We start from the raw sequence: 17,746 nt of genomic DNA, 5'->3' as shown, positions 1-17,746 counted from the left end.
AGGCGCCTGCCGCGAACAACCCACCACGCCCGCCAGGCCGCTCAAGACCGCCGTCAGGCCGGCGCGCCGTTCTTGAGCAGCTTCGTCACGGCCGCGACCAATTCGTCGGGCGAGAACGGCTTGTTGAGAAGCACGCTGTCCGGCACGCCCCGGGTCGGCCACTCGTCGCCGCCGCCGCCGGTGATGTAGAGCACCGGGAATGACGGATCGATCTCGCGGGCGCCGCGCGCCACACGCCAGCCATCGAGCCGGCCGAGCAGGCGGATGTCGGTAACCAGTGCACTGTATTTGGTACGGAACGCCTTCAGCAGCGTCAGGGCTTCCTCACCCGAGCCTGCGATCGCCGGCTCATAGCCGCCGTCCCTCAGGGCGTCCTCCACCATCATCTGAAGATCACGATCGTCTTCGATGACGAGAATGATCGGCACGTCTTGCAAAGCTATCCCCCAGAAATCAGCCGGGTGCGCCCGGTTCAGCGAGCATATGCAGCAAATAGTGGCTACCGTTGGCACGGCATCCCCAGTAAAAATACGGGTATCAGACGCGTCCTATTCGTCCGCGAATTCGTCTTCTTCGTTGACCCCCGCCTTACCCCGCGGGGCCGGCTTTCTGCCGCCAAGCGATCCTGTGACATAAGGTTCGCGCGCTGCATAGGGGCTACGGCCGCCGGCGCGTGCCGCGACCTCTTCGCCGGAGACGGCAGCGGGCTGGCAGATCACGCGCCGGCTGGCCCGGCGCATCAGATCCACATGGATGTGGTCGTAGTGATAGACGTTGGAACCCGGCGCCAGCACCGTGGTGAATTGCTGGCAGGCGGCGGCCTGGACATCGCGCAGAAAACCCTGCTCCTCCGGCAGGCCCTTCCAGCCATCCTTCACCGAGATGCGTCGGCCATCGGAGAGCGTGAAGGCTGCGATATCGAGCGCATTGCCAAAGGCATGCTCGGAAATATGCGCGTGCGAATTGCCGTTCATGCCGCGGCAGGAATAGGCCGAGATCTGCTTGATCTCGACGACGCGCGCGCCGAACCAGCGCTGCGCCGCCGGCTGCACGGACTCGGCGAGCCAGCGCTCCAGCACCGAGACGATCGGGCACGCCAGCGTTGCGGCAGGCTTCACTGCAACTGGGCCGACCGTCATCACCGGATTGCCGCCGGACGGGCCGAGCCGCGGCGGCGGCGCCGCGCCGGATGGCTGCTGGGAATAAGGCGCAGGTGAGTAAGGCGCGGCCGCGCCCTCGCGCTGCGGATTTCCGGGCAGGCCCGGATAATAAGGTCGCTCGCCGCTGGCATCGGGCGAGCCATCCGGCGGCAGGTCGATCTCGCCCTGCTGCGGCGGGACGCCGGGCGCCGACAGCGACACCGGTCCGTTCGGTTGGCTGCGATAGTTCGGTTGGCCGACGGCCTGTTCGGAGTACGGCGCCTGCGCGGGCGGCGGGCCCGGCTGACGATTGATCGGCCAACGCGGCTGGTTGCCGACGGACGCCGGTGGACGCAGGCTGTCGTCGGCAAATCCGTAAGCCGAACTGGCTTCGCCGAGCGCGGCGACCTTGAGCGGAAACTCGGCGCCGCAGACGCCGGGGCCGGAAATCGGATCGATGCGGACGAGGTCCGGGCCTTCCTTGACCGCGCCTGATTTCAGGCAAGCGGCCTCGGCCTCGGCCCGCCACGGTTCGCGCTCGGCAGTCTGAAACAGACCGCGGCCGCAACCAGCAAGCGACACAAGGACAAGGGAGCCGACGAGATACAAACGAACTCCACGCGTCATGGCGCGGAGGTTCTGCGAATTTGATTAAAGACTCTTCAACGCATTTCGACTGTTTGATTTCAGGTGTCTTTAACTATGCGGCGGAACCCGGCAGGGCAATTCGCGACCGCATCGATCTCGTTGTGTCATCAACTGTGGCGAATGCTCCGCATCACGTCGCAACAGAGCAACGCCACCGCATTGTTGTGATCGAGAAGGCATGGAGGCTCGACATCCTGTGCCCGGCATCGTCATTCACCTTTTGATTGTATTTTCATACACTACAATCATGCTGAGACCTGACAGACGGTATCGGGGACCGGCAGCCTGACCGCAACCCGCAACGCCGCGGAATTTATTTGCGTGCGCTTCAACGTCTTGATTCGCCGCCTGTTTGAGCCACGCATCGCAATGCGGCATCGCATGGGAACATCGAGCTTGGCAGCAAGGCTGACTTTTTCGGCCAGGAACCTCTTGCTAGCTTTTGCGTTAATGCTTGCTAGCTTTTGCGTTAATGCGGGCAGCGTTGTGAGCCAAGGGAGCTTCCCAATGGATTTCGCGAGTCCTCTGCTGAGCAAGCTGAGCATTGTGGCCGCGTACATCGCGTTCGCCTTCGTCGGCGCCATCATTCTCGGCGTGTTCTAAAGCATTCGACCAGGCCCTGAGTTCAGCGCCCGGCGGCCGCCCCGCCGGGCGCTTTGCTTTTTGCGATAGCTTATTCCGTCACCCCGAGGAGCGCGCATCGCGCGCGTCTCATCCGGTTACAAATTGGACAGCTGCGCTCAGGTGCGCGGCTCACCCCTAGGCTGCCCCTGCGTGATCACGCGCTGCCGAGCGTGCGAGACGCGGACCCAGTCGGCGCCGGTGCAATAGACGCGGCCGAGCGCGCAGGACGAGACCCGCAGCCTGTCGGCGCTCTTCAATTCGATCGTGCCGTAACGGATGTTGCCGCTGTCCCGGCTGTAGACGCCGCCATTCCAGCGTGCGCCGTTCTTCGGCTTCATGTTGATCAACACCGCTTCACCGAGATCGCGGGTGGTCCTGTCGAGCGCATAGCCGCATAACGCCGTGCCGCAGAGACGGATGCGCACCAGATTGTTGGCTTCGGTCTGCCAGTCGCCGATCGGACCGTCGTCAGGTTCGTCGGCCTCGCGCGAGACACGTATCACCGGCGGCGCCGGACGCGCAGGCGCTGCGGGCACCGCGGCCGGCGACGAAGGCGGAGCCGCGACGACCGGCGCTGGCTGGAGCGTCATCACGCGCGGCGGCGGTGCTGGCGGTGGCGGCGCAGCCGCGGGGGCAACCGGAGCGGGCTTGTCAACAGTCACCGGCCGCGGCGCGGGAGATGCTGCCTGCACGGGCGCGGGCAGCGCGCTCGCGGCCGGCGTGGCAGGGATCGCTGCCGTCGCTGCCGGCGCGGGCACCGGCTTCAGCATGCGGCCATTGTCACCGCCGTCATCGCGCCTGGATGCACCTGACACCGAAACGCAGGTCAGCGAGCGGCAGCGCGTCGAATCCACTTGGACGCGATGGCCGCCAATCGAGAACGAGATGCCCTCACCGGCATGGGCGAATGGCGTGAACAGCATCAGCGCGACGAGCAGGCAGAAGCGCTTCATCGAAACCTCCAAAACATCCGATGATGCTTAAGGTCGCCGTGCTCGCGGTGCAGTGATCTCCATCACCGTGCCAGCCAGCCCGGCAACGTGATGCGCATCACAGAATCCGGAGCCGGCGGCGCGTAGCGTCCGGACCAATCGCCGCCCCCCGCTCAACGCCACGGAGACTTAAGATGAAGAAGCTCGTTGCGATCGCCGCGCTGCTGATGGCCACCACATCAGCGCATGCCGGCGGCACCGGCATCACCTTCCAGATCGACGGCCAGCGCATCCATGTCGAGGCGCCGCGCAATTGCAGTGCGCTGTCCTGCATCCGCATCTCGGCGCCGGGCTACAACGGCACGATCGGCGGCATCAGCAAGAACCTCGGCTCGAAGTCCGAAGACGATGACGATGTCGCCTCGACGAAGTCGCCGTCACCCGCGCCGCCGGCCGCGCCCGCACCTGCACCTTCACTTGCGCCGGTTCAGGCCGCCGCGCCGCAGCCGGCCGCGCCGGCCGCTGCCGCGGTCCCGCCGCCTCCGCCGCCCCCTGCGCCGCCGGCAACGGTTGCCACCACGGCCCCCGCGCCGGTTGACGCCGCGTCCGCTGCGCCGGCCCCGGTCGCCGCGCAGCCTGCGCCGCAGCCGCAAGCCGCTCCGATTGCGCCAGCACCGGCGGCGGCGCCAACCGGACCGATCGGCGTCTGGGCCACCGAGGAAAACAAGGGCAATGTCCGCGTCGAAGCCTGCGGCGCCAATCTCTGCGGCTATTCGATGAAGAGCAACGAGCGCATCCTGATCAACATGAAGCCCGACGGCAGCAAGTGGAGCGGCCGCATCCACGATCCCGACTCCGGCCGCAACTACGACTCGACGATCGCGATGAAGGGCCCGAATGCGATGCGCGTGAAGGGCTGCGCCTTCGGCGGCATGTTCTGCGGCGGCCAGACCTGGAAGCGGGTCAGCTAAGGCCTGACATCTCCGGATCGTTCTGATGTCCGCTGCCGCGCAAACGGCGAGCGGCATCAGGTTTTCTGCCAGTCCGGCGGTCGCTTCATGTCGATGGCCGGACGCGCTATAAGCGTCGCCGTGTCGAGGTTGAATCGAACCTGCGGGCGGCTTGCGATGGCGATGACGGCTCTTGAACTCGGTCTGCGGGGCGCGGTGGTCGCGCTGTTCCTGGTGGTTTGCGCTGTGCTGCTGCTGCGCTACGCGGCGGTGCATCGCGCCGCGCATCTCGGTGCCGCGATGGGCGTGGCCGGCGCGGCCTACGCGATCACCACTGCGCCGTTCTTTCCCGCATCGACATTCGGCTGGAGCTCTCCGTTCATCGCCTTCGCGATGGGCTCGCCGGTGATCTTCTGGCTGTGGGCGCGCGCGATGTTCGACGAGCGGTTTACCCTGCGGCCCTGGCACGCGGCGGTGTGGACGCTGCTCGCCGGCCTTGGTGTTGTGAGCCACAATTGCTGGACGATCTGGCCCGATCTCGCCGGGCCGTGCGGCCGCGCCCTGGCGCTGGCGACGATCGCCTTCGCCGTGCTCGGGATCGCGCAAATTCCGAAGGGATGGCGCACCGCCGTGACCACGGCACGCGGCCGGATCCTGATCGCGCTGCTGATCGGCATCGGCCTTCAGATGTTGTTCGCCGCGGCGGCCGGGCTCGCCGCGATTCCGACCCGATCGATCAGCCTCAGCGCCGCGCTCGCGCTTGGCGCATTCGCGCTGATCGCGATCTGGATGATGCTGTTCGATCCGCCCGAGAGCCAGCCGGCGGTTGCCGGCGCCGGAACTGGCCAGGCCGCACCGGTCGCGCGTTCGCTCGCCAAAGGCGGGCCGCCTGCCTCCGGCCAGGCCGCGCTCAATCACCTCAAGCACCTGATGGCGACCGAGCGGACCTACCGGCAGGAGGGGCTGACCATCGGCGTCTTGGCGGTCAAGCTCGGCATGCCGGAATACCGGCTGCGGACGCTGATCAATGACGGGCTCGGCCACCGCAACTTCAACGCCTTCCTCAACCGCTACCGGCTCGACGAAGCCAAGGCGGCGCTCGCCGATGCCGGCCAGGCCGAGGTGCCGGTGCTGACGATTGCGCTCGATGCCGGGTTCCAGTCGCTGGCCCCGTTCAACCGCGCCTTCAAGGCGGACACCGGGCTGACGCCGACCGAGTTTCGGCGCCGGGCGACGGCCGCGCAAACCACGGACGCTGCGGAAATCGCTCGGTCGGAGTGAGAATTCACTCCTCGATTTCAGAAATCGATAGGCTTGCGGCCCGACAATCTGCCTAGCTGTTCCGACACGGGCGCGGATCGCGCCAAGGCGTGACATGACAACGTGACCTGGCAACGTGACCTGGCAAGCGGAGTTCGACAGCCGATGAAGCACTTTTTCACCGCGGCAAAGCTGCTGGCCCTCGACCTGGCGTCGACCCTCGTCTTTCTTGTTCTGTTCCTGCTGACCCACAACACCGCGCTCTCGGTCGGTATCGGCATCGCGTTCGGCGTCACGCAGATCGGCATCCAGATCGTGCGCCGGAGGCGGATCGACACCATGGAATGGCTGAGCCTGTTCCTGGTGGTTACCGCCGGCACTGCGACATTGCTTACGAATGACCCGCGCTTCGTGCTGTTCAAGCCGAGCGTGATCTACGCAATCGTCGGCGTCGTGATGCTGAAGCGAGGCTGGCTCAACCGCTATCTGCCCGAGATCGCGCAGACGGTCGTGCCCGATGTCGCCGTGATGGTCGGCTACGCCTGGGCAGCCCTGATGTTCACCTCCGCCGCCGTGAACGCCTTCGTCGCGCTGACCTGCGAGATCACGACATGGGCTGTCGTGATGCCGATCTTCGGCATCGTGAGCAAGATCGTGGTGTTCCTCGGCGGCTTTGCCGCGCTTCGGCTCACCGCGAGGCGCCGCATCCGCGCCATGCCCGAATCCCAGCGCGAGGCCGTGCTCGCGCTCGAGGGGGCTCCGGCGGCGGCGACACCGTAGGCGCTGACGTTACCCGGCGGCGTGTGGTTAACGAAACAAACCGGCGTGCGACGAAACCATTTTGCCGTGCGCACGAAGAAGTGCCGAAACCAAGCCTCCCTACTGATGGCCTCGACGACGCGCTGCAACGGCGCGCTCACCACAAGGGGGACATCATGGCTTTCACCGCTTCCACGCTTCGTCACGGCAAACTGCTGGCGGCAACCGCGTTCACGCTCGGTCTCTTGACCTCGGCGTCCTATGCCTACACCGACGAGCAGCAGCAGATGTGCACCGGCGACGCGATGCGGCTGTGCAGCTCGGAAATCCCCGATGTCGATCGCGTCACCGCCTGCATGGTCCGGCAGCGCGCGCTGCTCAGCGACGGCTGCAAGGCCGTGTTCCACTACGTGCCGCCGGCGACCGCTGCGCAGCCCGCAAGCTATGCGCCCGCGGCCAGGCCGGCGAAGCCACTCAACATCACGCCTCACAAGCGCGGCTAAGCAAACCCCCAACAGCGAGCGGGCACCGCGCTTCCTTCCGGGAGTGCGGTGCTTGATCGTTCGGGGCCGCCATGACAACAAGGCAGGACCGTTCATTCGGCATTCAGCCTGACGCGGCTCAATTGCCGATCCCCAATGCCTCCCGGGAATCGATGGTGATGCGCCGCGCCTTCCTTTACGCGCTCCTGCTTGGTGCCGGCGTCACGATCGGTTGGCATGCAACGGCCAATGCCGCGCCGGACCTGACGCAGCTCGCGCAAGCGCAGCCTGCACCGGCGCCTTCGGCCGCCCCGGCGCCGAATGCGACACCGTCAGCGCCTGCCACGCCTGCCCCCGCTCCGGCTGCCGCGCCGCAGGCCACAGCGCCCGAGCCGATCGGCAACGTCGCGACATTGACCGGCACCGCCACCGTCACGCGCAACAACACCGCGACGCCATTGCAGATCCGCGACGACATCTTTGCCAATGACGACGTCGCCACGTCGGCGACCTCCTCGCTCGGCATCACCTTCAACGACGGCACCACCTTCAACCTGCGGGCCAACGCCAGGATCACGATCGACAACTATGTCTACGAGGACGGCGGCCAGCAGAACAGCGCGCTGTTCAACGTCGCCAAGGGCACGGCGGCGTTCGTCGCCGCCGCGGTGGCCAAGACCGGCGACATGAAGATCTCGACGCCGACCGCAACCCTCGGCATCCGCGGCACCACCGGCCTTGTCGAAGTGCCGGAAGGCGCGACCGCGACCAGCAACAATGTCGGCATCAAGCTCTATCCCGACGCCGACGGACATGTCGGCCGCATCGAGGTCAACGACCGCAGCGGCGCCTCGCTCGGCGTGCTGACGCGCGGGGCGAGCGGGTTTGCGATTCGCCCCGGCACCGGCGGCGCGCGCTTCGCCGCGGTGCCGCTGACGATCTCGCCGCAACAGATGACGCGCGACCAGGGCTTCGTGCGCGCGGTGCATTCCGCGCAGACGTTGGGCCGCCAGGTCGTGACCGAGCAGCGTGACTTCCGCCGCGCCAATCCCGACTTCCGCAGGGCCAATCCGGCCGCGCCCTATCCGAATCGCGGCCAGCCGGTGCAGCCGAACCCGCAGCGGCAGAACGGCCTGCCGGGCCAGAACCGCAACGCGCCGCAGCAACCGGGTCAGCAAAACCGTCCGGGCCAGTTGCAGCAGCCCGGCCAGCCGAACCGTCCAGGCCAGCCGCAGCAACCGGGCACGCAACCGGGCACACCTGGCCGGCAGGGCTCGCAGCAGCCGGGCACGCAGCAGCAAGGCGGCGCACAACACGCGCTGCCCGGCCAACCCGGCGGCACGACGCTGCCGCACGCGCCCGGCGTCCAGACGCCAGCCGGACAACGGCCAGCGGGGCAACAGCCCGCGCACCAAGAACCCGCGCGTCAGGGCGGCGCGACACCACCGGGCGGACAACAATCGCCTGCACGTCAAGGCGGCCTGCAACCCGGACGCACGCCGGTGCCGGGCGGCGTGCGCCAGCCGGGACAGCCAGCTCAGCCGGGCGTGCCGCGACAGGGCGCGGCCCAGCCTGCGCCGCAGGCCCCGGGCCAGGCGCGGCCCGGCACTCAGCAAGCTGCACCGGGTCCGCGTCCGGGCTTACAACGGCCCGCAGTGCAGGCACGCCCCGTCTTCCAGCAACGGCGTGCACCGCCGCCGCGCGCGGCGAGGCCGCAGCCAAAGGACAAGCGTCACTATTGATCGATCGCAGCAATGTCGTGCTCGCTGGAGCGTCTCTGACGAGCTTCTGCGATCCGACGCGCGAGCGTGGCACCGGCGAGAACGCCGGCGCCACACTCCAATCGACGAATTGCGAGCGGCAGATCAGCCCCGCCTGGTGATCACGGCCTCCAGATATTCGCTGGGGATGACCAGCGTTCCATCCCTGGCGACATTGAACTGGTCCATCAGGCCGAACAGGTCGGCGGCGAGCAGTTGCTGCTTGACGGCATCGATCGCCCCGAAGGCTTTCAACACCGGGCCGTAATAGGTGCGGAAGATCTCGAGGAAATGCTCGCGCGACCTGTAACGGAAATTGAAGTGCCGGCGTTTGGCATCGACCGTGGCCTGAGGCCCGAACAGGGCACTGAGATGGGCTTCAGTGCCCCATAGCGCAGGAGACTTCACGCCCGACGCCGGCGGCACATATTTTCCGATGGTCTTGAACACCTGGCCGATGAAACCCTCCGGCGTCCAGCTCGCAAGGCCGATCTTCCCGCCAATGCGGCAGACACGGCGCAATTCGTTTGCCGCCTGCTGCTGGTCGGCGGTGAACATCACACCGAATGTCGACAGCACGACGTCGAAGCTTGCGTCGGCAAACGGCAGCTTCTCCGCGTCCGCCTCCTGGAACGTGACCGGCAGCCGCTCCGCGGCCGCACGCTCGCGGCCGCGCTCGAGCAACGCTCCGACGTAATCGGTCGAGACCACGTCGGCAAAACGCCGCGCCGCGGCCAGCGTCGCGTTGCCGTTGCCGGCGGCGACGTCGAGCACCATTTGATTGCTGCGCAGGTCGACTGCCTCGCAGAGCGTTTCGCCGACGATTTGAAGCGTGGTGCCGACGATCGCGTAGTCGCCCGAGCTCCAGGTGGCTTGCTGGCGTGCCTTGACGGCAGCGAGGTCGACGGTGGGCATTTCGGTCTGAACGTTCATGTGTATCTCCTTTTGAAAACGTGTCGTGCGGCTGGCGGCGAAGCCGCTGGCTTCGCCTGAAGTCCGCGAGTTGCGCCAAAAAGGCGTCGTGCAATGACTTCAATGTGCTGCGAGCTAGCTCCGACGCTCGAGCACAACCGGGATGGTGGATGCGGCAACAATGTTCCAATCCGAATGATGCCTGCAGCCGTGCCCGCTGCGCTGAGGCCAAACCGCCTGCTGCGCCTGAGCTGCACCATGCTCCCGAACGGCAGGCTCCTCGGCTCTCGTGAACACGGGCGACGACAGACCCGCGATCATCAGCCCGAGCAGCGCGCTTCGAATGATCGGCCGAGGGCCGCGGTTGCCGGCACCCCTCGACCGTCGGCCGCCGAGATCGCGCGACATCAGGCAATTTGCCTGCCGCTCGCGGCGTGCGAGCATCCCAGCGACCGACTGATTGACGATCCGGCGGATGCGCAAAAGCAGAATGGAAAAATGCCTTCGCACCGGATTGGAAAAGGACTCCATGAATGAAATCGACATTATCGTTTCCTTGATCGAAGTGTGATGGCGCCCCGGATAATGGTTGGCCGGGATACGCCATGCGACGCCTCGCGGGCGTCATTCGGCTGCAATGGGCGGTTGGATGGGATCGCCACGCACCACCACTGTGGTCGCGACCTTGTAGAATTCCTCGCCCGGCATGCCGACGCAGCGCGCATGATCCCGGATCGAGTCACCGTCACGCGCCTCGTAGATGCAGAAAGTGCCAATGCGACCATCTGCCTCATGCACCACGTAGCTGCGGATCCAGCGGACGCGATCCGGCATCTGCTCGTCGCCGATCCTGGCGGAGGTTGCGCCGGCAAGCTCCAGCTCGGCCATGTTTGCCCAGGCGCTTGGACGGCGAATGACATAGAGTTCCATCGAAATCTCCTCGGTTGCGACGGTTGAACGGCAGGCTGCGGTGATCGCGGCCATGCTCAGCTATAGGCGTCGCCAACGCCAACTGTCCTTACCGCGGGCTGATCATTGTCTGATCTTTGCCTGAACCTTTTCCGGCGACGCCGGACCCATACACATGGCAATCTCATTTGGACTGTTCGAGCTTGATGAAGCTGGACGCGTGCTGCTGTGCGCGCGGCAGGAAGTCGCTTTGCAGCCGCGTGTGTTCGATCTGCTGGTCTACCTTGTCCACCACCGCGAGCGGGTCGTCTCCAAGAACGAGCTGCTCGAGGCCGTCTGGCCGGATGTCACGGTCACCGACAACTCGCTGCAGCGGGCGGTGAGTTCGCTGCGCGCCGCGCTGCGCAAGGGTGGCATGGAGGGAGCGATCCGGAATCTGCCGGGCAAGGGATATCGGTTCTTCGTTGATTCCGAGATCAGGCCGCCGGAACGCGTTGACCACAAGCAAGTCGATGACGCCGTCGGTGCAATCGGCCTCGCCCGACGCGCGGCGGCCGCACAATTGTGGCTGCAGGCAGCCACCCTGTTCGCGAGCGCGGATGAAGACGGCCGGCTCAACGCTGAAGACTTGCACCAATGGGCGCTTGCCCTGCAATGCCTCGGCAGGACAGCGGCAGCCATTCCGATTCTGGTTCGCGCGGTCGCCGCGCGCAGCGAGGCCGGCGACGCTGCCGGAGCGGCGGTCGACGCCATCGCGCTCTCGGGCCTGCATTTCGAGAGCGGCCAGGCCGCGATCGGAAAGGGCTGGCTCGCGCGCGCGGAAGATTGGGCCTCGAGGCTCGACGATCCTCCGACGACTGCCCTGCTGTTATGGATGAAGTCGAAACTGGCTGCCTTCGATGGCGAGCCGGAACAGGCACTCGCGTTGGCCGACGCGGCCTACACGGCAGTCAGATACAAGGATGCGCTCAACATCGAAGCTTTGAGCCTGGCCTATCGCGGCTTCTATCGGCTATGCCTCGGCGACACGCATGGCGGGCTGGCCGATCAGGATCATGCCGCCGCGGTCGCACTGTCAAGCAACAATCTGGACCCGATCATGGGCGGCAGCCTCTTCTGCAACATTCTCTGGGCAGCCCGGATGTTCGGAGATTGGGCGCGGGCCGACCAGTGGACGCGGAGCTATCAGAATTTCTGTTCGAGCAGCGGTATGGAACTGACAGGTTCATGCCAGCTGCATCGCTCCGAGGTGCTCGGCATCAGGGGCTCGCTCGACGAAGCACTGGCTCGGATTCAGGACGCGCTCGCGCGCCTGACCAGCGATGCGCCATGGTCGATGGGCGATGCCAACCGGGTGCTGGGCGATATCCTGGCTGCGATCGGCAATGACGACGCAGCGCTCGAAGCCTATGACAGGGCTTACACGATGGGTTGGTGCCCGGAGCCGGGCCGCGCGATGTTGCTGCTCGCAAGAGGCGAAGCGGAAGCCGCCCATGCGAGCCTCGAACGGAGCTTGATCGGCAAGACCTGGTGGACCCTGCAGCGGCGGGGAATCCTGCTCGCGCATCTGGCGCTGGTTGCGGCACACACGCATCGGACCGGTCAGGCCAAGGCCTTGATCTGCGAACTTTCTGGAAGTCCTGATCGCTGGCCGATGCCCTCGATCCGCGCGCTCACCAACGAAGCGCAGGCGATCCTCGCGCTCTCCCGGCAGGACCATGAAGCAGCCATGCGGCATCTCCATCTCGCCCGCCAGCTGTGGTCCAGCATCGAAGGGCGGGTCCAGATCGTGCGGCTGAGGCTGCAGATTTCCAGGCTCCAGCTGCAGCGCGGGGACGTTCGCGGCGCCATGGCGGAAGTTCACGCGGCACAGCTTCTGGCAAATGAACTGGGTTCGCCCAAGCGCGTTGCCGACTGCGTTGCCTTGCAGCGCGACATTGACGCCTGGCAGCCAGCCGCACGACGTCAAATGTGCGGGTGATCAGGCCGCGCGACGCAGCCAGTCGCGCACGCGCTCGATCAGATTTCTGCGCGGGATCGGCCGGACGGCCGTAGCAACGGATTCGATCTCGCGCGCGGATGACGGCGATTCCTCGGATGCATCCGTGGCCGGCGCCCCCGCAACATCGGACGTCTCCGCCATGACCGGGACCTCAGCACGCGCCGGCGTGTCAACGGCGACCGGCGTCTTGGCGTCGACGGACGCTTCAGCGACTGCCGGGATCTCGGCGACAGTGGGAGCTTCAGGGTGTGCAGGCGTATCGACGCCCGGCTCCTCTTCGACAACGCGCGAGCGCCGTCGCTCCGCGGCCGCAACCCGCAACCGCGCGCGCCGCTCGCGCATCGCGTTCGCCGCGGCCTGCAGCGCGATCGGGCCGACATTTTCCAGGAACGCACGTTCATAGCCGCGCGACAGGCGATCGAGCGCTTCATCGAGCGACAGCCAGTCGACTTCCCTGATGTCGCTCATCAACGCGCGCACCGGCCTGCCGCCGGCATCCATGCGCCAGTAATGCACCACCTTGGAACGGCCGCCTGAATCATAGACCAGCGTGCCGAGGAATTCGTGCACCTCGACGTCGTGGCCGGTTTCCTCCAGTACCTCGCGCTCGGCGGCGGCGCGCGGCGTCTCGCCATCGTCGAGCTTGCCCTTGGGCAGCACCCACTCATTGCGCTTGCGCAGGCGCACGACGGCGAAGCGCTGCGGTGCGTCCCGCCGCAGCACAATGCCTCCCGCCGCCAGAACAGGCGTCCGCGCCATCTCGTGTCCATCAGGTTTGCGATTTAGGATCGTCGCGCGACGATCCCGCATACCTTAAAGCATGATCCGGAAAAGTGGAAACCGGTTTTCCAGGCAGATCATGCTCAAAGAATGACGCGCAGGAAACAGCGAGATCAGAGTTCATATTTTGACGCGCTTTCTTCACGCGAACCGGTGCCCACTTCGCTCGAAAGCGCTATGAGGGCTTCCGCAACAACGGTTCGCCGCATTTGATCCGTGCTCCCTCCGCGACATTGTCGCAGAATTCGAAATTGCCGGGCGCCAGCACGATGATGGTCGAGCCGTGCTCGAACCAGCCGAGTTCGTCGCCCTTCTTCACATCCGCGTTACAGGGGAAATCCACCGGGCCCCGCGACTGCGCGTTCAGCGTGACGTCGAGGAAATGCAGGCGGAGGCTCGCCACCAGGATGGCGGCGACCGGAACCAGCGTCAGCGCCTCGCCGGTTGGAAGCTTCGCACGCAGCACCGCGCGCTCGTTCTTGCAGAACAGCCGCTCGACCCGCTTCAGCGCGATCGGATTGACGTTCCAGACATCGCCATGAATGAACGTGACCTTGTCGATCGCAAGATCATAGGGCGCGTGGAAGCGGTGATACATGCTCGAGGTCAGCCGCAGCGTGACGAAGCGGCCGTTGCTGTGCTGCTCCACCAGCGCGGGATCGCCGACCAGATCGAGCAGCGAATAGGGCGCGCCCTTGACCTGGAACAACTGCCCATCCTCGATCCGCCCATGCGCGCCGATGATCGCATCCGACGGGCTCGCGATGATGGCGGGGTCGGGCACCGCCGGGCGCAGGCCGGGCTTGAGCTCGCGGGTAAAGCAATCGTGCAAACTCTTGAACTCGGTCTTCTTCGCCTCGGACAGATCGAGGTCGGAGAACAGCTTCCAGCAGGCGATCGAGGCATCGCGCACCAGGGGGTTCTCGACCTTGGAGAACCAGCCCATGAAACGGGTGATCGCCGCCCGCGGAATCCGGTTGGTTAGCAGGAAATTGAGGTCTTCCTGCTGGGTGAATGCCGAGATCAGGGCCTTGACTGTCATGAATTTGTTAGGTGCCGAGGCTAGCGCTTCTGTCATGGAAACATCCCTTCCGATTCTCTCGCTGTCCGCCGCCGCGCTCGCCGGCGCCGCCGCAGCTTTCCCCAAAATTCAGGCCCGCCTCGCGCTGTCGCGGGCCAAGCACCGCTCGCTGACCGGACACTCCAAGATGTCCAAGATGGTGGCGCGCATGGTGCCGCACTACGAATTCGACATCGACGAGTTCTTCCGCTCCGACGGTGCGCCGAAGGATGTCGCCATGCAGCGGCAGGACGGCTTCTTCCGCCTCGCCGGCCTCTACGCGGATCGCTACCCCAAGGGCCGCGCGCTGACCGCCGAGGTGACGGAGCGGATCTCCGACCTGCGGTTCACCGAAACCTACCGCGTGCCGTTCCAGTACAGCCGCCTGGTGCGCGAGCATCTCGGCACCTCGGCCTTCGTCGAGGCCTCCAGCGGCGTCACCGTCACCGACCTCGACGGCAATGTGTTCTACGACCTGACCGGCTCCTACGGCGTCAACATCTTCGGCAACGACTTCTACAAGGAGTGCATCGCCGAAGGTGAGAAGCGTGCCCACGCGCTCGGCCCGGTGCTCGGCCCCTACCACCCGATCATTGCCGACAACGTCAAACGGCTCTGCGAGATCTCGGGCCTCGACGAGGTCTCGTTCCACATGTCCGGCACCGAGGCCGTGATGCAGGCGGTGCGGCTCGCGCGCTACCACACCAAGCGGACGCACCTGGTCCGTTTCGCCGGCGCCTATCACGGCTGGTGGGGCGAGGTGCAGCCCGGGGTCGGCAATCCGGTGTCGCCGCACGAGACCTTCACGCTCGCCGACATGTCGGAGAAGACGCTGCACGTGCTGCGCACCCGCAAGGACATCGCTTGCGTGCTGGTCAATCCGCTGCAGGCGCTGCATCCGAACGGCAACGCGCCCGGCGATTCCGCGCTGGTCGATTCGTCGCGCTCCTCGAGGTACGACCGCGCCGCCTACACCGAATGGCTGAAGCAGCTGCGCGAGGTCTGCACCGAGCGCGGCATCGTGCTGATCTTCGACGAGGTGTTCGTCGGATTCCGCCTCGCCGCCGGCGGCGCCCAGGAATATTTCGGCGTCAAGGCCGACATGGCGACCTACGGCAAGAGCCTGGCCGGCGGACTTCCGGTCGGCGTGGTGTGCGGGCGCAAGGATCTGATGCGCCGCTTCCGCGACGACCGGCCGGCCGACATCTGCTTCGCGCGCGGCACCTTCAACTCGCATCCCTACGTGATGACGGCGATGGACGAGTTTTTGAGCCGGCTCGCCAGCCCGAATTTCCGCTCGATCTACAACGGGCTCGACGAGACCTGGAACGGCCGCGCCAAAGCGCTCAACGACCGCCTCGAAGCACAAGGCCTGCCGGTTCGGGTCGGCAACATCTCGTCGATCTGGACGGTCTCCTACACCGAGCCGTCCCGCTACAACTGGATGCTGCAATACTATCTGCGGGCCGAGGGACTGGCGCTGAGCTGGGTCGGCACCGGCCGGCTGATCTTCAGCCTGAACTACACCGACGCCGACTTCGCCGAGGTCGCCGACCGCTTCGTCGCGGCAGCCGAGAAGATGAAGCGCGACGGCTGGTGGTGGCACAAGGAAGGCCTCGCCAACAAGAACATCAAGCGGCAGATCCTGAAAGAGATGGTCGCCGTGAGGTTCGGGCGCTAAACCCCGGTACCGCCCTCTCGCTCCCTCGCCCCGCCCTTGCGGGGAGAGGGTTGGGGTGAGGGGCTGCATCCACAAAATCGGTAACAGACGGACTCGCGGTGAGCCCACCTCACCCGGATTGCATCTGGCGATGCAATCCGACCTCTCCCCGCACGCGGGGCGAGGTGAAGAGAGTGCACGGACGAGAAGCTTCAAGACGAGACCTTGTTGTTGCGACGTCCCAAGACGTAGATGCCCGGGACAAGCCCGGGCATGACGCATATCGGAAAGATATTGGAGCAACGATCAGGCGTGCTTGACGTGCTTCTCGAGACCCGGATCGATCAGCTCGCCCTTCATCAGGAACAACGGCGCCTTGTGGTAGAGCTTGAGGTCGTTGAAGGGGTCGGTGACGATCTTGGTCATCCAGACGAGGCCGGTCTCGATGTCGCGAATGAAGAACAGGTGGATGGTACGGAACAGGAGACCGCCGATGCCGACCACGAGCCAGACCTTGGCCACCTGACGGGTGAAGTCGCCCATCGTGACCCAGGGCTTGAACAGGCCGAACAGGGTCGGATCGAAGTACAGCACCATCGGCGACAGCGCCCAGATCGCCATCAGCACGACCTTGCGCTGCAGGTTGTAACCGACCTTGATGTCTTCCTTGTGCTCGTGGGTCGCCTGGTTGACGTGGTCATACCCCTTCGGCTCGAAGAAGAAGTGACCGGCCTGGCGCGAGGTCATCGAGACCAGCCAGCCGACCAATGCCGACACGACCGGATCGAAGAACAGCATCACATAGGCGAACAGGAAGCTCAGCGCGCTGACGAAGTGCAGGCTCTGGTTGATCCGGCTGTGATGGTAGAAGCGATGGTCATCCCAGCGCTGGGTACGGAGCTCTTGCAGAAAATTCTTGATCATTGGTTCCCCCAACATCTTCGGGACAGGATTTACAGGGATTCGATGTATCGCGTGTGACATCATCATAATGACATATGACAATGCGGAGTGACGCCTTGACGCAACCGGAGAAGGGTCTTGCCTCATCCCGGCGAGGTTTGCGGGGATGAGGCGAAGAAGATCGTAGCCTCCTGGCCAGGGCGCGCTGTGCGCCACCTCACCCGGAGGACCGGCGGGCTGAGCCGCCTGGCCAACCGCCTCAGGCGGCTTTGGCGACGTCCGCCTTGCGGAAGCGGACCAGCGAGAAATGGCCGAGCGGCGGGATCAGGCGGCGCTCCGCGAGCTCCATGCCGCGCGCGCCGGCCAGCCACTTGGTGTAGCGCGACCAGGCGAATTCGGCGGTCCGGAACCCGAGCGGGCGCACCACCGGCTGCAGCTTCTGCTCGATGAAGCGGCGGACGCCGGCATCGGCGCTGACGCGGGTCAGGATGATCAGCTCGCCGCCCGGACGCACCACGCGGGCGAACTCGTCGAGCGCGGCTTCCGGGTTCGGCACCGCGGACAGCACGTACTGCGCCATCACCACGTCGAACGAATCGTCGGGAAATTCGAGCTTCTCGGCGTCCATCACCGCGAGGCCCTCGACATTCTTCAGGCCCTGCTCGGCAACCCGCTTCTTGGCCTTCTCGAGCATCGCCTCGGAGATATCGGTGCCGAAGATGCGCACATTCTGGCTGTAGAGCGGCAGCGAGATGCCGGTGCCGACGCCGACCTCGAGCACACGGCCACCGATCTTGTTGGTGGCCTGGATCGCAGCCTGCCGGCCCTTGCTGAACACGCCGCCGAACACGAGGTCGTAGATCGGCGCCCAGCGGTCATAGGCCTGCTCGACCGTTTCGCGGTCGAAGTCCATGGAACGGTCGGCGCCCAGCTTGATGATTTCAGCCATAGATAAGTCTCTCGTCT

Annotated in this window: 18 protein-coding genes; 9 read left to right on the top strand and 9 right to left on the bottom strand. The window is 65.7% G+C overall.

Annotation, left to right across the window (positions count from 1 at the left end):
• Positions 1-53: 53 nt before the first annotated feature.
• Both AC066Y_RS06155 and AC066Y_RS06150 read right to left on the bottom strand, forming a co-directional pair.
• On the bottom strand, positions 54-437 hold the full coding sequence (locus tag AC066Y_RS06155) for a response regulator (RefSeq protein ID WP_050403215.1): 384 nt from the start codon (positions 435-437) through the stop codon (positions 54-56).
• A gap of 111 nt (positions 438-548) precedes the next feature.
• Entirely contained in the window at positions 549-1,766 is a 1,218-nt protein-coding gene (locus AC066Y_RS06150; RefSeq protein ID WP_478273093.1) for an extensin-like domain-containing protein, read from the bottom strand.
• Positions 1,767-1,786: 20 nt separating this feature from the next.
• Between AC066Y_RS06150 and AC066Y_RS06145 the strand changes: the two genes are divergently transcribed.
• Together AC066Y_RS06145 and AC066Y_RS06140 are read left to right on the top strand one after the other, a co-directional pair.
• Positions 1,787-2,011, top strand: a complete 225-nt coding sequence (locus AC066Y_RS06145) for a hypothetical protein (protein ID WP_478273092.1) — start codon at positions 1,787-1,789, stop codon at positions 2,009-2,011.
• A 97-nt stretch (positions 2,012-2,108) separates the two neighbouring features.
• Entirely contained in the window at positions 2,109-2,390 is a 282-nt protein-coding gene (locus tag AC066Y_RS06140) for a hypothetical protein (RefSeq protein ID WP_478273091.1), read from the top strand.
• 137 nt (positions 2,391-2,527) lie between these two features.
• Here the strand turns inward: AC066Y_RS06140 and AC066Y_RS06135 are convergent, their stop codons facing one another.
• Positions 2,528-3,364, bottom strand: a complete 837-nt coding sequence (locus AC066Y_RS06135; RefSeq protein WP_478273090.1) for a DUF2147 domain-containing protein — start codon at positions 3,362-3,364, stop codon at positions 2,528-2,530.
• 173 nt (positions 3,365-3,537) lie between these two features.
• Here AC066Y_RS06135 and AC066Y_RS06130 point away from each other — a divergent pair, with 173 nt between their 5' ends.
• From AC066Y_RS06130 to AC066Y_RS06110, 5 genes are all read left to right on the top strand, one after another.
• On the top strand, positions 3,538-4,314 hold the full coding sequence (locus tag AC066Y_RS06130) for a DUF2147 domain-containing protein (protein WP_478273089.1): 777 nt from the start codon (positions 3,538-3,540) through the stop codon (positions 4,312-4,314).
• 156 nt (positions 4,315-4,470) lie between these two features.
• A complete protein-coding gene (locus AC066Y_RS06125; RefSeq protein ID WP_478273088.1) occupies positions 4,471-5,574 on the top strand; it encodes a helix-turn-helix domain-containing protein in 1,104 nt (367 codons plus the stop codon).
• 144 nt (positions 5,575-5,718) lie between these two features.
• Positions 5,719-6,333: an inner membrane-spanning protein YciB gene (locus AC066Y_RS06120; RefSeq protein ID WP_478273087.1), complete on the top strand. Its 615-nt coding sequence runs from the start codon at positions 5,719-5,721 to the stop codon at positions 6,331-6,333.
• Positions 6,334-6,488: 155 nt separating this feature from the next.
• Positions 6,489-6,815, top strand: a complete 327-nt coding sequence (locus AC066Y_RS06115) for a hypothetical protein (protein ID WP_229172423.1) — start codon at positions 6,489-6,491, stop codon at positions 6,813-6,815.
• 71 nt (positions 6,816-6,886) lie between these two features.
• Positions 6,887-8,536 (top strand): FecR family protein, encoded by a 1,650-nt coding sequence (locus AC066Y_RS06110; protein WP_478273086.1) that lies wholly within the window; start codon positions 6,887-6,889, stop codon positions 8,534-8,536.
• Positions 8,537-8,659: 123 nt separating this feature from the next.
• Here AC066Y_RS06110 and AC066Y_RS06105 read toward each other — a convergent pair whose 3' ends face one another.
• Together AC066Y_RS06105 and AC066Y_RS06100 are read right to left on the bottom strand one after the other, a co-directional pair.
• Positions 8,660-9,487 (bottom strand): class I SAM-dependent methyltransferase, encoded by an 828-nt coding sequence (locus AC066Y_RS06105; RefSeq protein WP_478273085.1) that lies wholly within the window; start codon positions 9,485-9,487, stop codon positions 8,660-8,662.
• Positions 9,488-10,090: 603 nt separating this feature from the next.
• Positions 10,091-10,450 carry a nickel-binding protein gene (locus AC066Y_RS06100; RefSeq protein ID WP_478273084.1) on the bottom strand — a complete coding sequence of 120 codons (360 nt, stop codon included), beginning with the start codon at positions 10,448-10,450 and terminating at the stop codon, positions 10,091-10,093.
• A 100-nt stretch (positions 10,451-10,550) separates the two neighbouring features.
• On the opposite strand from AC066Y_RS06100, the gene AC066Y_RS06095 reads away from it, so the two are divergent.
• Complete coding sequence (locus AC066Y_RS06095; protein ID WP_478273083.1) at positions 10,551-12,356, top strand: winged helix-turn-helix domain-containing protein; 1,806 nt, start codon at positions 10,551-10,553, stop codon at positions 12,354-12,356.
• Here the strand turns inward: AC066Y_RS06095 and AC066Y_RS06090 are convergent, their stop codons facing one another.
• Complete coding sequence (locus AC066Y_RS06090) at positions 12,357-13,136, bottom strand: NUDIX hydrolase (RefSeq protein WP_478273082.1); 780 nt, start codon at positions 13,134-13,136, stop codon at positions 12,357-12,359.
• Between the two features lie 196 nt (positions 13,137-13,332).
• A complete protein-coding gene (gene asd, locus AC066Y_RS06085) occupies positions 13,333-14,199 on the bottom strand; it encodes an archaetidylserine decarboxylase (protein WP_478273081.1) in 867 nt (288 codons plus the stop codon).
• Between the two features lie 34 nt (positions 14,200-14,233).
• On the opposite strand from asd, the gene AC066Y_RS06080 reads away from it, so the two are divergent.
• Complete coding sequence (locus AC066Y_RS06080) at positions 14,234-15,898, top strand: aminotransferase class III-fold pyridoxal phosphate-dependent enzyme (RefSeq protein WP_478273080.1); 1,665 nt, start codon at positions 14,234-14,236, stop codon at positions 15,896-15,898.
• Between the two features lie 285 nt (positions 15,899-16,183).
• On the opposite strand, the gene AC066Y_RS06075 is transcribed toward AC066Y_RS06080, so the two are convergent.
• Together AC066Y_RS06075 and AC066Y_RS06070 are read right to left on the bottom strand one after the other, a co-directional pair.
• Positions 16,184-16,801, bottom strand: a complete 618-nt coding sequence (locus AC066Y_RS06075; RefSeq protein WP_176529785.1) for a hypothetical protein — start codon at positions 16,799-16,801, stop codon at positions 16,184-16,186.
• Between the two features lie 238 nt (positions 16,802-17,039).
• The gene (locus AC066Y_RS06070; RefSeq protein WP_092115972.1) at positions 17,040-17,729 is read right to left on the bottom strand and encodes a class I SAM-dependent methyltransferase; all 690 of its coding nucleotides are present in this window, start codon (positions 17,727-17,729) and stop codon (positions 17,040-17,042) included.
• Positions 17,730-17,746 lie beyond the last annotated feature (17 nt).

This window comes from Bradyrhizobium sp. USDA3010, assembly GCF_056429065.1.
Note: the sequence above shows the minus strand (reverse complement) of the source record. Positions and strands in the feature narration are given on the sequence as shown.